Source organism: Aeromonas sp. 25-AL00135, assembly GCF_054052385.1.
On the sequence record NZ_JBSTYQ010000019.1, the window covers coordinates 1 to 13,058 of the forward strand.

Annotated in this window: 13 protein-coding genes; all 13 read left to right on the forward strand. The window is 51.7% G+C overall.

Annotation, left to right across the window (positions count from 1 at the left end):
* The first annotated feature begins 172 nt into the window (after positions 1 to 172).
* On the forward strand, positions 173 to 865 hold the full coding sequence (gene mtnN, locus ACW5XC_RS16715; protein WP_040067225.1) for a 5'-methylthioadenosine/S-adenosylhomocysteine nucleosidase: 693 nt from the start codon (positions 173 to 175) through the stop codon (positions 863 to 865).
* Positions 862 to 1,824 carry a cobalamin biosynthesis protein CobD/CbiB gene (locus ACW5XC_RS16720; protein ID WP_042053154.1) on the forward strand — a complete coding sequence of 321 codons (963 nt, stop codon included), beginning with the start codon at positions 862 to 864 and terminating at the stop codon, positions 1,822 to 1,824. The genes mtnN and ACW5XC_RS16720 overlap by 4 nt, the downstream gene beginning before the upstream one ends.
* Positions 1,817 to 2,638 (forward strand): cobalamin-binding protein, encoded by an 822-nt coding sequence (locus ACW5XC_RS16725; protein WP_042053156.1) that lies wholly within the window; start codon positions 1,817 to 1,819, stop codon positions 2,636 to 2,638. Before ACW5XC_RS16720 ends, ACW5XC_RS16725 begins: the two co-directional genes overlap by 8 nt.
* A gap of 122 nt (positions 2,639 to 2,760) precedes the next feature.
* Positions 2,761 to 4,008, forward strand: a complete 1,248-nt coding sequence (gene fliB, locus ACW5XC_RS16730) for a flagellin lysine-N-methylase (protein ID WP_178378369.1) — start codon at positions 2,761 to 2,763, stop codon at positions 4,006 to 4,008.
* 21 nt (positions 4,009 to 4,029) lie between these two features.
* On the forward strand, positions 4,030 to 5,220 hold the full coding sequence (locus tag ACW5XC_RS16735) for a UDP-N-acetylglucosamine 4,6-dehydratase (RefSeq protein ID WP_042053157.1): 1,191 nt from the start codon (positions 4,030 to 4,032) through the stop codon (positions 5,218 to 5,220).
* A gap of 9 nt (positions 5,221 to 5,229) precedes the next feature.
* On the forward strand, positions 5,230 to 6,372 hold the full coding sequence (locus ACW5XC_RS16740; RefSeq protein ID WP_042053158.1) for a LegC family aminotransferase: 1,143 nt from the start codon (positions 5,230 to 5,232) through the stop codon (positions 6,370 to 6,372).
* A 2-nt stretch (positions 6,373 to 6,374) separates the two neighbouring features.
* Positions 6,375 to 7,535, forward strand: a complete 1,161-nt coding sequence (neuC, locus tag ACW5XC_RS16745) for a UDP-N-acetylglucosamine 2-epimerase (RefSeq protein ID WP_042053159.1) — start codon at positions 6,375 to 6,377, stop codon at positions 7,533 to 7,535.
* The gene (gene neuB / locus ACW5XC_RS16750) at positions 7,532 to 8,605 is read left to right on the forward strand and encodes an N-acetylneuraminate synthase (RefSeq protein ID WP_042053161.1); all 1,074 of its coding nucleotides are present in this window, start codon (positions 7,532 to 7,534) and stop codon (positions 8,603 to 8,605) included. Before neuC ends, neuB begins: the two co-directional genes overlap by 4 nt.
* Positions 8,598 to 9,239 (forward strand): acetyltransferase, encoded by a 642-nt coding sequence (locus tag ACW5XC_RS16755; protein WP_042053163.1) that lies wholly within the window; start codon positions 8,598 to 8,600, stop codon positions 9,237 to 9,239. The genes neuB and ACW5XC_RS16755 overlap by 8 nt, the downstream gene beginning before the upstream one ends.
* Before the next feature lie 12 nt (positions 9,240 to 9,251).
* Complete coding sequence (locus tag ACW5XC_RS16760; RefSeq protein ID WP_042053165.1) at positions 9,252 to 10,313, forward strand: nucleotidyltransferase family protein; 1,062 nt, start codon at positions 9,252 to 9,254, stop codon at positions 10,311 to 10,313.
* Entirely contained in the window at positions 10,313 to 11,284 is a 972-nt protein-coding gene (locus ACW5XC_RS16765; RefSeq protein WP_042053167.1) for a Gfo/Idh/MocA family protein, read from the forward strand. The genes ACW5XC_RS16760 and ACW5XC_RS16765 overlap by 1 nt, the downstream gene beginning before the upstream one ends.
* A gap of 23 nt (positions 11,285 to 11,307) precedes the next feature.
* Positions 11,308 to 11,997 carry an acylneuraminate cytidylyltransferase family protein gene (locus ACW5XC_RS16770; protein ID WP_042053169.1) on the forward strand — a complete coding sequence of 230 codons (690 nt, stop codon included), beginning with the start codon at positions 11,308 to 11,310 and terminating at the stop codon, positions 11,995 to 11,997.
* Positions 11,997 to 12,767 carry an oxidoreductase gene (locus tag ACW5XC_RS16775; RefSeq protein WP_074042646.1) on the forward strand — a complete coding sequence of 257 codons (771 nt, stop codon included), beginning with the start codon at positions 11,997 to 11,999 and terminating at the stop codon, positions 12,765 to 12,767. The genes ACW5XC_RS16770 and ACW5XC_RS16775 overlap by 1 nt, the downstream gene beginning before the upstream one ends.
* Positions 12,768 to 13,058 lie beyond the last annotated feature (291 nt).

Genomic DNA, 13,058 nt, shown 5'->3' on the forward strand with positions numbered 1-13,058 from the left:
AAACCGCCCCCCCCCCCCCATAAAAATTCTTTTTCCCCCCCCGCGCCCCACCAATTGGCCCCCCCGCGTTTCATCTCTCCTTTCGCTTGCGCCTCTCGGCGCCGACGCCATCTTTTGTTATGATCTACAGCAACTTAAATTCAGCCACACGGCTATCAAGACGAGGTCAGCAATGAAAGTAGGCATTATCGGCGCCATGGAGCAAGAAGTAGCCCTGCTGCGCAGCCAGATGAGCAACCCCACCACCCTGCAACTGGGCGGCTGCGAGTTCTATCAAGGGATGCTGGCAGGCAAAGAGGTGATCCTGACCCGCTCCGGTATCGGTAAGGTCGCCGCCAGCGTGGCCACCAGCCTGCTGCTGGAAAAATTCGCCCCCGACTGCGTCATCAATACCGGCTCTGCGGGCGGCTTTGCCCAGGATCTGCACATCGGTGATGTGGTGATTGCCAGCGAGATGCGTTTCCACGATGTGGACGTGACCGCCTTTGGTTACGAGATGGGCCAGATGGCGCAGCAACCCGCCGCCTTCCCCTGCGACGAGAAACTCATCGCGGTCGCTCAGGATTGCATCGCCGAGCAGGGCAAGCACCAGACCAAGGTCGGCCTTATCTGCACCGGCGATCAGTTCATGTGCAAACCGGACGCCATCGCCAAGGCTCGCGCCGATTTCCCGCAGATGCTGGCGGTCGAGATGGAAGGTGCCGCCATCGGTCAGGTGTGCCACATGTTCAAGGTGCCCTATCTGGTGGTGCGTGCCATGTCCGATATCGCTGGCAAGGAACAGGTTGAATCCTTCGATGCCTTTATCGAAGTGGCCGGCAAGCACTCCGCCGAAGTGATCATCAAGATGCTCGGCAAGCTGTGATCGAGACCGGCTCGCTTGATTTGATGGCCGACGCCCTCCTCTCGACGATGGCGGCTATTCTGGTAGGTGCTGCTCTGCTGGAGGCGGTGATCCCGTGGCCATCCCATCTGCGTCTTTCGGCCGTCACGCCACTGCTGACCCGGCTGGGTCACAAGGTGCACAGAGCCGATGGCACGCCACGCCAGCAGCTGCAAGCAGGTATGCTGGCGATGCTGGTAGTCTGGCTCCCCTGCGCTGCCGGGCTCTGGTCGCTGCGCAATCTGGCCCTGAGCGAGCCGCTCTTCGACCTGCTGTTCCTGCTGCTGATGCTCGAATCCCGTCCACTGCGCGAACTCGCCCATGCCACTCGCTCGCTCGCCACCCAGGAGACCCTGCCGCTGGCAAGATTGCAGTCTGCCCACTGGCTCAAACGGGAAACCGGCAAACTCTCTGCCATGGGGCTCGCCAAAGCGGTGACGGAGAGCTGCGCCCTGCGTCTGGTCGGCCAATGGGCTGGCCCGCTGCTGGGATTTGCTCTGGCTGGCGTACAGGGCGCCCTGCTCTGGCGGCTGGTGCAGCTGATGAATCAGAGCTGGAGTCGCAAAGATCCCGCCTTCGAACACTTTGGTCGCGCCGCCAGCGCCCTCTATCAGGGGCTCAATGCCTCCGTCATTTTGCTGCTGGCGCTGCCACTGCTGGCAAGCCGTCTCAAACAGGCCGCACAGCTGCTGCGCAGTGGCGCGCTCTGGCCCTATCCCGCCATGGGGATGCTGCTCACTCTGCTGGCCGAAAAGTGCCGATTCCGAGTTGGTGGCCCTCGCTACTATCAAGGGACTCTCCAGCGCTGGCCCGTCATCGGCACTGGTGCTGAACCAGATAGCGAGTCACCGCGCAAGGTGCTCAATATTCTGCAAGCAATAGGTTGGGGCTGGTTGATGCTGGCGCTGATTATCACGGTAGCGGGGTTATTTCATGGGTAGGGTGTTGCGCTTGCCGATCTGGCTGCCCTGCGTGCTGCTTGCCTGGTTGCCCGGTGTCCTGCAGGCCGCGACCCCGAACCGGGTGGTGAGCGTGGTGCCACATCTTACCGAGCTGCTTTATGACATCGGAGCCGGTGACAAGCTGGTCGCCATCGACGATGCCTCCGACTATCCTGCCGAGGTCAAAACCAAACCAAAGGTAGCGAATTATCGCAGCATCAACGTCGAGGCGCTGCTGGCGCAAAAGCCGGATCTCATTCTCGGCTGGCGCTCGGCTCAATCACGGATGCTGGCCCCGTTGGAGCAGCTGGGTATCCCGGTTTTCTACTCAGAGCCTACCGATTTTGCCTCGCTGGCCACCGAGATGCGGGCTCTCGGCAAATTGCTGGGAGTGGAAACGAGTGCCAACGAAGCCGCCGATCGCTATCTGGCACGCCTGCATTCCCTGCAACAGCGCTATGGCAGGCCAACCGGCGTCAAGGTGTTCTACCAGCTCTGGTACCCGCCGCTCACCAGCGTGAGCGGCAACGCCTGGCCTGCGCAGGCCATCGAACTTTGCGGCGGACTCAACGTTATGAGCAATGCCAGAACGCCCTATCCTCAGGTGAATATTGAACAGGTCATCAGGGCCAACCCCGCGCTGATTCTGGCAGGGAGTCAAGATCCTGACGCCCTGCGTCATTGGCAAAAGTGGCCCAATCTGGACGCGGTGCAGCATCAGCGACTCGATGTGATCAACTCGGATGAGCTGCACCGGTTTACCTCCAGAACCTTGAACGGTGTAGAGTCGATGTGTCGTATGATCCATTACTGACGCAACATCAGCCACCACTGTTTCGCAGGAACAACCACAGGAAAAACAGGCTCTGGATTCATCATGGTACTAAACTTGCTAGGTTACAGCGTGTAACCTTAGCTCAAAAATGGACTTATAAAATGACCAAATCGCCCCCTGCTCATCAGTTTGTTCCGGTTTTTTTCAAAAATTTCCAGTGTATTGGCGATAAGTGTGAAGACACTTGTTGCAGAGGGTGGAACATAAGTATTGATAAAAAAACCTATCGCACCTATTCAAGTCATCCAGACTTATGGCTTCGTACAGAAACGATGAAGCATATTCAGAAAGTGAAGAAAGATGATCATAACTGGGGGCAAATTATCTTAAATGAGGAAGGATATTGCCCGTTTCTATCTGATGGCTGGTGCCAAATTCATAAGGAAGCAGGAGTCGATGCGTTAAGCAATACCTGTCGTAGCTATCCACGGGTTGAAACCCGCTTTGGCGACAATCTGAAATTGAGCCTGACACTCTCCTGTCCCGAGGTGTGCCGTCAAGTGTTACTCAATCCTGATGCCATGGCCATGGAGGTTCAACCATTCAAGGGATTCTACAAGACACAATTGATATCTGAGCAAGTAGAAAACTACCATCTTTTTTCAATCGATATTCTTTTGACACAAGGAATAAGTATTGAAGAGAAATTGTGGATCATTGGTTTAATGTTACATCGAAGCGAAGATAGCCTACCCAATCAGCAATTTCTAGCACAAATTGGGAATTTGATAGACAGTGGTGAATTGCACAATGCCTTCTTGCAAATTCCTTACTTAGATAAACTACAATGGTGGGCCTTACATCACCTCACACAGTTACAATTACTGAGCAACCAGAAAAAAGGTCGCCGAGGTAGAGTAGTCATAAATTACTGCTTGCATAAAATAAAGGAATTATTTTCTGATGATGGTGACATCACCCATCTCACGAAAATACATGATGTTTGGCATAAAGAAGTTGAGCCTTTTTTGAACGCTCATCCACATATAATGCAAAATTATCTGGTTTACTATGTCTACCATCATAACTTTCCACTTGATCCTGATCTTACTCCCCAACAGTGTTATCAATTGATGATTGCAGATTATTTCCTGCTGCGTAGTTATCTCTGTTTGATAGCCATGTCAGGCCCTCTTACAGTACAGGATGTCACAAATTTATTGTATAGTTATCACTGCGTCAGAATGCATAACAAAGAATTTGAAAAAGCTATGGCTATAGGTCTGAATCAGTATGGCAGCAATAACGATGTATCTCTTTATGCATTGCTTAATACGACGCCCCCTTCAATGATGGCGAACCGTAAAGAGCAAAATGATGCTAGCGCAGATAACGATAGACAAAATTAACTATTTGATTCGGGAGATCAAATGATATCTTCTCTGGCACTACTAGGTCGCTCAGCATCACTTTTTGAGCAAGATGTTGCTGAATGTCAGCATACGTTAAATGATGTTGTTGCCAAGTCACGATTCTTAGTGCTTGGTGGTGCGGGTTCGATTGGCCAAGCAGTTACCAAAGAAATTTTTAAAAGAAATCCGGTAACGTTGCATGTTGTCGATATCAGTGAAAATAATTTAGTAGAACTAGTGCGAGATATTAGAAGCAGCTATGGCTATATTAATGGTGACTTTAAAACATTCGCACTAGATATTGGTTCTATTGAATATGATGCATTCATTGAATCTGATGGTGCTTATGATTATGTTCTAAATCTTTCTGCTTTAAAGCACGTGCGTAGTGAAAAAGACCCGTTCACATTAATGCGGATGATTGATGTGAACGTTTTTAATACCGACAAAACAATTGTTCAAGCTATCTCTGCTGGTGTCAAAAAATACTTCTGTGTCTCGACTGACAAAGCAGCCAATCCAGTTAACATGATGGGGGCGTCCAAGCGCATCATGGAGATGTTCCTGATGCGCCGCAGCGAACAGATTGCCATTTCAACCGCGCGCTTTGCCAACGTGGCCTTCTCCGATGGTTCCTTGCTGCATGGCTTCAACCAGCGTTTGCAAAAGCGTCAGCCCATCGTCGCCCCCAGCGACATCAAACGCTACTTCGTGACCCCCCAGGAGTCCGGTGAGCTGTGCCTGATGTCCTGCATCTTTGGTGAGAACAGGGATATCTTTTTCCCCAAGCTCAGCGAATCCCTCCACCTGATTACCTTCGCCGAAATTGCCGTGAAGTATCTGGAGCAGCATGGTTACAAGCCGTATCTGTGCAAGGACGAGGATGAAGCCAGAGCCTTGATGGCGAGCCTGCCTGAGCAGGGGATGTGGCCCTGCCTCTTTACCGAGAGTGACACCACGGGTGAAAAAGACTTCGAAGAGTTCTTCACCGACAAGGAAGTGCTGGATATGGCCCGGTTCGAGAACCTGGGCATCATCAAGAATGAACCCTCATATCAGAATGATCTGCTCAACTATTTCGAGCAGACCATTGCAGCCATGAAAACAAAACGCGCCTGGGACAAGAAAGAGATCGTCGAGTTGTTCTTCGCCATGATCCCGGATTTTGCTCACAAAGAAACGGGCAAGTATCTCGACGGCAAGATGTAAGGAGTCGGTATGCATACTCAATTGATACGTTTTATTCGTGATACCTATAAAACCGATGACTTCATCCCTCTTCACGCCCCGACCTTCGCCGGCAATGAGCGTCAATATGTGCTCGATACCCTTGAAAGCACCTTCGTTTCCAGTGTCGGTGCCTATGTTGAGCAGTTCGAGCAACAAATAGCCACCTTTACCGGTTCAGCCCGTGCCGTTGCCACCATGAATGGCACGGCGGCGCTACATATCGCGCTCTACATGGCAGGTGTGCAGAGCAGCGATCTGGTGATCACCCAGCCCCTGACCTTTGTGGCAACCTGCAATGCCGTCTATCACATGGGCGCAGAACCCGTGTTCGTTGATGTATCACGCCAGAGTCTAGGGCTCTGCCCCGTTGCCCTGGCCAACTGGCTGGAAGAGCATGCGTCTCGCACCGAGACAGGTGCCATTCACAAGGCAAGCGGACGCCGCCTCAAAGCCGTCGTGCCCATGCACACTTTTGGTCATCCGGTTGAACTCGATGAACTGCTGGCCGTATGCGAGGCCTGGGGCATCGCCCTGGTGGAAGATGCTGCCGAGAGCCTGGGTTCCTACTACAAAGGCCAACACACGGGAACGCTGAGTGCGTTTTCCGCCCTGAGTTTCAATGGCAACAAGATCATCACCACGGGGGGTGGTGGCATGGTGCTCTGCCAGAATGCCGAACAGGGGGCGCGCACCAAGCACATTACCACCACCGCCAAGGTGCCCCATCCGTTCGAGTTCTATCATGATGAACCCGGTTTTAACTACCGGATGCCCAATCTGAATGCGGCCCTCGGATGTGCCCAGATGGAAGCCCTGCCGCAATTCCTGGCGCAAAAGCGGGTGCTTGCCATGCACTATGCGGAGTTCTTCAAGGGACAGGCATGCAAGTTTGTGACCGAGCCTTCTTATGGACGCTCCAACTACTGGCTCAATGCGATTGTCTGTGAAGATCAAACCCAGCGGGATACGTTGCTGACCGAGCTGAACAAGGCTGATGTCATGACCCGGCCTGTATGGAAACTGATGCATCGCCTGCCCATGTTCTCTCATGCCTTGCGTGGAGAATTGAGCAATGCCGAGTGGCTGGAAGCCCATCTTATTAACCTGCCCAGCTCGCCTGTCGAGGTCTGAACATGGCCAACACCATTGCCGTCTTTACCGGTACTCGCGCCGAATACGGGCTGCTCTATTGGTTGATGAAAGACATTGCCGCGGATCCCGACCTCGAGCTAAAGCTGATCGTCTCGGGTACGCACTTGTCCCCCGAGTTCGGCCTGACCTATCAGCAGATAGAGCAGGATGGCTTCAAGATCGATGAGCGCATCGAGATGCTGCTCTCCTCCGATACCTCTGTGGGTGTGGTCAAAAGCATGGGCGTGGCCTTGCTCGGGCTGGCAGATGCGCTTGCGCGTCAGCAGCCGGATGTGCTGGTGATCCTGGGGGATCGCTTTGAAGCGCTGGCGGCCGCCCAGGCGGCCATGTTGCAACGCATACCTGTTGCTCACCTTCATGGTGGTGAGATAACCGAAGGAGCCTATGATGACGCCATCCGCCATGCCATTACCAAGTTGAGCTACCTGCATTTCACGGCTGCCGAGCCCTATCGACAGCGCATCATCCAGCTGGGTGAAGCACCTGAGCGGGTGTTCAATGTAGGCGCCGTCGGTCTGGACCACATCATCAAGACACCACTGCTGTCCATGGACGAGCTGCAATCCTCTCTTGGGTTTACGTTGGACTCACCGTTCTTCGTGGTGACCTATCACCCCGTGACTCTGGCCGATGAACCGGCCAGAGAGAGTTTCAGTGCCTTGCTGGCGGCGTTGGATAACTATCCAGACCATCAGGTCATCCTGACGTACCCGAATGCAGATGACGGTGGTCGAGCCATCATTCCATTGCTTGAGCAGTATGCGGCAGCCAATCCTGCACGCGTGCTGGCCATCCCGTCTTTGGGTTACAGACGTTACCTGAGCGCGGTGAAACACTGTGCCGCCGTGATCGGCAACTCGTCGAGCGGCATCATTGAAGTGCCTTCTCTGGGTGTCCCGACCATCAATATCGGCCAACGCCAACAAGGGCGCTTGGTAGCGAAGAGTGTGCTTCATTGCGACGCGAAGGCTGAGGCCATTACGCAATGCATTTCCAAGGCCTTGCAGCCTATGGGCCCGGATGCTTATGTCAATCCTTATGGTGCAGGGGACGCCAGCGGCCAAATCGTGGCACGCCTGAAGCATTTTGCCCCCGCCACCCTCAAACAGTTCCATGATCTCGACAGGAGTCCGTCGCCATGATCCGCATAATCGCCGAAGCCGGCGTCAACCATAATGGCGACGAAGCACTCGCCGTGGCACTGATCGATACAGCCCACCGGGCAGGCGTCGATGTCGTCAAGTTTCAGACCTTCAAGGCGGTCAATCTGGTGACCCGCCAGGCCAAGCAGGCAGCTTATCAAACCGCTAACACCGGCAAGGAAGAGAGCCAGATTGCCATGCTCTCCCGCCTTGAGCTTTCGTTCGATGCCCATCTTCGTCTGATCGCCCATTGCGAGTCTCTCGGTATCACGTTTCTGTCTACCGCCTTCGATACCGAGAGCCTGGACTTTCTGGTGAACCGGTTGAAGTTGCAGACCCTCAAGATCCCGTCCGGGGAACTGACCAATGCGCCTTTCGTACTGGCCCATGCTCGCACCGGTTGCGAGTTGATCGTCTCGACCGGTATGGCCACGTTGGCAGAAGTGGAGGCGGCCCTGGGGGTGATAGCCTTCGGATTGACCGCGCCGCAGGATGCGCAGCCCGGTGAGGCCGCCTTCATGGCTGCCTATGCCAGCGAGGCTGGTCAGGCCGCTCTTGCCAACAAGGTGACCCTGCTGCATTGCACGACCGAGTATCCGGCGCCCATGGTGGATATCAACCTCAAAGCCATGGATACCCTGTCGCACGCCTTCCGGTTGCCGGTCGGTTATTCGGATCACAGCCAGGGCATCACCATCCCGATGGCGGCAGTCGCCCGTGGAGCCTGCCTCATCGAGAAGCACTTCACGCTGGATCGCAACATGGAAGGGCCTGATCACAAGGCTTCTCTTGAACCCGATGAACTGGCCGCCATGGTGAAAGGGATCCGCGATGTGGAGCTGGCACTGGGAGACGGCATCAAAGGGCCTCGCCCGAGCGAGATCAAGAACAAGGAGATCGCTCGCAAGAGCCTGGTGGCTGCCTGCGACATTGAGGAGGGCGCCATCCTCTGTGCCGACAACCTCGCCATCAAGCGTCCGGGTGACGGCATGAGCCCCTATGCCTACTGGCAACTTCTGGGACAACCTGCGAAGCAGGCTTATCAGTCAGGTGAACTGATCCGTGAATAAACCGGTCATTGTCCTCGGGGCAGGCGGACATGCCTCGGTGCTGGTCGACATGCTGCGCAGCCAGGGAGTGGTTCCCCTCGCGCTGGTTGCCCCCATAGCTGATGCACCGCGTGCCGCGCTGGCAGGTATTCCCCTCTGGCATGATGAGGAGATACTGACCCATCTCCCGGATGAGGTGGAGCTAGTCAATGGTATCGGCTCCCTGCCGGGCAACCCGTTGCGGGCAGAGTTGTTTGCCCGTTATCGCGCTCTTGGTTACCGCTTTGCAAGCGTAGTCAGCACTAAGGCCATGGTCTCTGATTACGCCGTGCTGGAAGAGGGGGTCCAGGTCATGGCGGGAGCCATCATTCAAACTGGTACCCAAATAGGTGCCAACAGCATCATCAATAGCGGTGCCATCGTGGATCACGACTGCCATCTGGGTGATGACAACCACGTCGCACCAGGTGCGGTGTTATCCGGCGGTGTGGTGACGGGTGAGAGAGTCCATATCGGTACGGGATCTGTCGTGATCCAGGGCATATCAATTGGCTCTGATGCAGTGATCGGGGCTGGCGCTACACTGACGCGCCCTCTCGGAGAAAAGCAGATTGCATACGTTGCCCGGGGCAGCGTGGTGTCTATCAAGCAGTAAAGGATGGATAGGATGAGCAAAAATTGGGAAAAAGTAGTGCTGTCACCTGAACATTCGGTGCGTGATGCCTTGGCAGTCATCAATGCAGAAGCGCTGCGGGTTTGTCTGGTGGTGGATGACTTACGGCACTTGCTGGGCGTCGTGACAGATGGCGATGTTCGCCGCGCCATCCTGAACAATGTCTCCCTGACGCAAAGCGTCACGGCGGTGATGAACTCCACCCCCATAACAGTCTCGGCCAAACTGACCCGTGCGCAGCTGCTGGAGACTATGCGCGAGCACAGCATTCTTTCCCTGCCTGTAGTTGATGACGCTGGCAAGTTGATCGGACTTGAAACGTGGGAAAAAGCAACCAGTCAACCAACATATGATAATCCTGTTTTGATCATGGCTGGCGGGTTTGGGACTCGACTTAAGCCACTTACAGATACCTGCCCGAAGCCTATGCTAAAAGTCGGTGATAAACCGATTTTAGAGACCCTGCTTAATCAATTTATCAAAGCAGGGTTCAAAAACATCTATATTTCTACTCATTACATGCCTGAACTTATCACTGATTATTTTGGTGATGGTTCTGCTTGGGGTGCAAATATTAAATATATTCATGAACAACATCCACTTGGAACAGGGGGCGCATTAGGTTTATTGCCTGCCAATCTGCCTCCGCTACCACTGATCATGATAAATGGGGATGTGTTAACAACTGTGGACTTCAACAGTTTGCTAGATTTTCATACTCAGAATGGTTCAGATGCCACAATGTGTGTTCGTGAGTATAATTATCAAATTCCTTATGGCGTGATAACGGGAGAAGGAAATAACATTACCAGCATGGTTGAAAAACCCGTACATCATTTTTTTGTTAATGCAGGTATCTATGTTGTTAATTCATATATAGCGCAGTCAGTGATCAAAGGAGAACGTATTGATATGCCGACCCTTCTTGAGAAACATATGCAAGAAAAAAAACGTATATCAATGTTTCCCCTTCATGAATATTGGTTAGATATTGGACGAATGGAGGATTTTAACAGGGCCCAGTCAGATATTTCTACACTAGGATTCCGCTCATAATGGAACGTATCGCTGTGATTGGCCTGGGTAATATATCTATTCGCCATAGACATAATCTTAAGTATCTCTATCCTTTTGCTTCCATCTATGCAATGTCAGCCAGTGGTCAGGTGGCCGCAAGTGAGGTCAGTGATTGCGATGTGTTTGTTTATTCAGTAGAGGAGCTGATTCAGCATCGGATCGAACTCGCGATCATCGCATCCCCTGCGACATTGCATGCAGTTCATGCAATCCCTCTAATAAAGGCCGGTATTCCAGTCTTAATTGAAAAGCCCCTCGCTGTATCACTTTCCGATTGTAAGGCGATCCAAACTGCAAGTCGTGAGCATAATACTGCTGTTGCGGTCGGATACTGTCTTCGATATTTGCCGTCAGCATTCACTATGAAAAATCTATTTGATCAGAAAAAAGTAGGGCGTTGCTACTATGCTCATGTCGAGGTCGGTCAATATTTGCCGGACTGGCGCCCCAACATAGATTATCGCCACAGTGTCTCCGCACGAGCAGAATTGGGTGGCGGGGTGTTACTGGAGCTCAGCCATGAATTTGATTATATCCAGTGGCTGCTTGGACCGCTTCAAGTAAAATACGCAAATTTGTCTTCTTCCGAAGAGCTTGGCCTGTCGGTTGAGGACATGGCCGATATCATACTTGGCGACACAACGGGTGCCATTGCCACGGTTCATCTGGATTTTCTCCAACGAAAAGCGCATCGCAAATGCCGAGTGATTGGCAGTGAAGGTACGTTGGAGTGGGACCTGATTCACAACTCAGTCACATTGAGCTCGGCCAACGGTATTGAGATCATCTACTGTGATCCCGCTTGGGATAAAAACCAGATGTATCTCGCTATGATTTCCGACTTTGTCAATCTTATTCAGGGGAAAAAGAATAATGGTGCCTCAATTGAGGAGGCTACACAAACGGTTACACTGATTAAAGAAGTCAAAGCGTACTCTCATTATCGATAACAGGTAACCGGAACTTGAATCAGATGAAAAATTTCGCGTTTATTTTCGCTCGTGGTGGTTCAAAAGGGTTGCCAGGTAAAAACATTCGCCCATTAGCGGGAAAACCCTTGTTGCAATATTCCATAGATACGGCTCTGGCATCACCTTCGATTAGCCAGGTGTTTGTTTCTACGGATGATGCTGCCATTGCTAACGTTGCAATCTCATCCGGTGCGGTGGTTATCGAGCGTCCATCCGAATTGGCGACAGATAGCAGTCCGGAGTGGCTTTCCTGGCAACATGCCATTGAATGGGCCACCGCGCATTATGGAGCATTCGATGGTTTCATCAGCTTGCCGGCAACCAGCCCGCTGCGCAGTGTGAGTGATGTTGAAGCGGCCATTGCCAAACGTTGTGAGCAAAATGCCGATATCTGTATCTCCGTCACGCCAGCTAATCGCAGTCCCTATTTCAACATGGTAAAGAAAACGGTGGATGGCCGGGTCGAGTTGGTCAATAAACCGGCGGGCAATGTTGCTCGACGCCAGGATTCACCCCAGGTTTTTGATATCACAACCGTGGTATATGCAACGACACCAGCCTTTGTGCTGGCACACTGTGGGCTGTTCTCGGGAAAAGTCACCAGTATCGAAGTGCCGAAAGAACGCGCAGTCGATATTGACGACATTTACGACTTTAAACTGGCAGAGGCTATTATAGGAGTGCGGAAATAATGGACAGTTTGTTAAAATATAAGTGTTTCTTGGTCGCAGGTGCAGGTGGCTTGCTGGGATCTCATTTGGTCCCATCCATTCTTGCCCAAGGGGGCAAGGTTATTGCAGCAGATATCAATGTCGATGCCATGGCCCAGCGTCTTGCCACTCAGGGTGTAGACATTGCAGACGATAATCTGACGTTGATATCGCTGGATGTAACCTGCGAGGGAAGCCTCAAGACATTTTTTGCACGACAAGAACATCTTGATGGTGCAGTCAATGCCACCTACCCGAGAAATAAAACCTATGGCGCACATTTTTTTGATGTATCGCTTTCTAGTTTTAATGAAAATATATCTCTTCATCTGGGTAGTGCTTTTTTATTTACTCAACAATGTGCCGCGTACTTCAAAACACATGAAACTGCGTTTTCATTAGTCAATATGTCCTCCATATATGGTGTTGTTGCACCTAAATTTGACATTTACAACAATACAAAAATGACAATGCCTGTGGAGTATGCGGCAATAAAATCTGCAATACAGCACTTGAGTAAATATGTTGTCACATATGTGAATGACAGCCGTTTCAGAATTAATTTGATCAGTCCGGGGGGATTACTTGATAATCAATCTGAAGTTTTTTGTCAAGCCTATAAAAAACAGACATGTGGAAAGGGAATGCTTGATGTTTCAGATGTTGTAGGTAGCGTTATGTTTCTATTATCAGATCAATCCAGATATGTGACCGGACAAAATATTGTCGTGGATGACGGTTTTTCTTTATAATAAGACACACTCCACCGTCATTTCGCAGCTGTATTTAGTATTTTTGCTTGACGATGAGCAGCCATTCTGAACCATTATTCTATTTCAGGTAGGTCATCATGGCTACATCTATTTTATTTATCCATACCTCAATCCCCCCAAGTTTGGTCGCTGCTCAGGTTTTGTGGCAACGACTAACTATGGGTAATCCTGTTTCTGATATGCCAAAATACAATACGAAAAGCATTGTGATAACTGATTGAGTCACGTAAATATGATAATATAAAGCCCAAGTAACACTTGGGCTTATAA

Excerpts from the sequence above, each read along its gene's own strand:
- ACW5XC_RS16740 (WP_042053158.1), top strand. The coding sequence starts at position 5,230 with ATGCATACTCAATTGATACGTTTTATTCGTGATACCTATAAAACCGAT.
- ACW5XC_RS16725 (WP_042053156.1), top strand. The coding sequence starts at position 1,817 with ATGGGTAGGGTGTTGCGCTTGCCGATCTGGCTGCCCTGCGTGCTGCTT.
- ACW5XC_RS16775 (WP_074042646.1), top strand. The coding sequence starts at position 11,997 with ATGGACAGTTTGTTAAAATATAAGTGTTTCTTGGTCGCAGGTGCAGGT.
- neuC (WP_042053159.1), top strand. The coding sequence starts at position 6,375 with ATGGCCAACACCATTGCCGTCTTTACCGGTACTCGCGCCGAATACGGG.
- ACW5XC_RS16770 (WP_042053169.1), top strand. The coding sequence starts at position 11,308 with ATGAAAAATTTCGCGTTTATTTTCGCTCGTGGTGGTTCAAAAGGGTTG.
- neuB (WP_042053161.1), top strand. The coding sequence starts at position 7,532 with ATGATCCGCATAATCGCCGAAGCCGGCGTCAACCATAATGGCGACGAA.
- ACW5XC_RS16760 (WP_042053165.1), top strand. The coding sequence starts at position 9,252 with ATGAGCAAAAATTGGGAAAAAGTAGTGCTGTCACCTGAACATTCGGTG.
- ACW5XC_RS16735 (WP_042053157.1), top strand. The coding sequence starts at position 4,030 with ATGATATCTTCTCTGGCACTACTAGGTCGCTCAGCATCACTTTTTGAG.
- ACW5XC_RS16765 (WP_042053167.1), top strand. The coding sequence starts at position 10,313 with ATGGAACGTATCGCTGTGATTGGCCTGGGTAATATATCTATTCGCCAT.
- mtnN (WP_040067225.1), top strand. The coding sequence starts at position 173 with ATGAAAGTAGGCATTATCGGCGCCATGGAGCAAGAAGTAGCCCTGCTG.
- fliB (WP_178378369.1), top strand. The coding sequence starts at position 2,761 with ATGACCAAATCGCCCCCTGCTCATCAGTTTGTTCCGGTTTTTTTCAAA.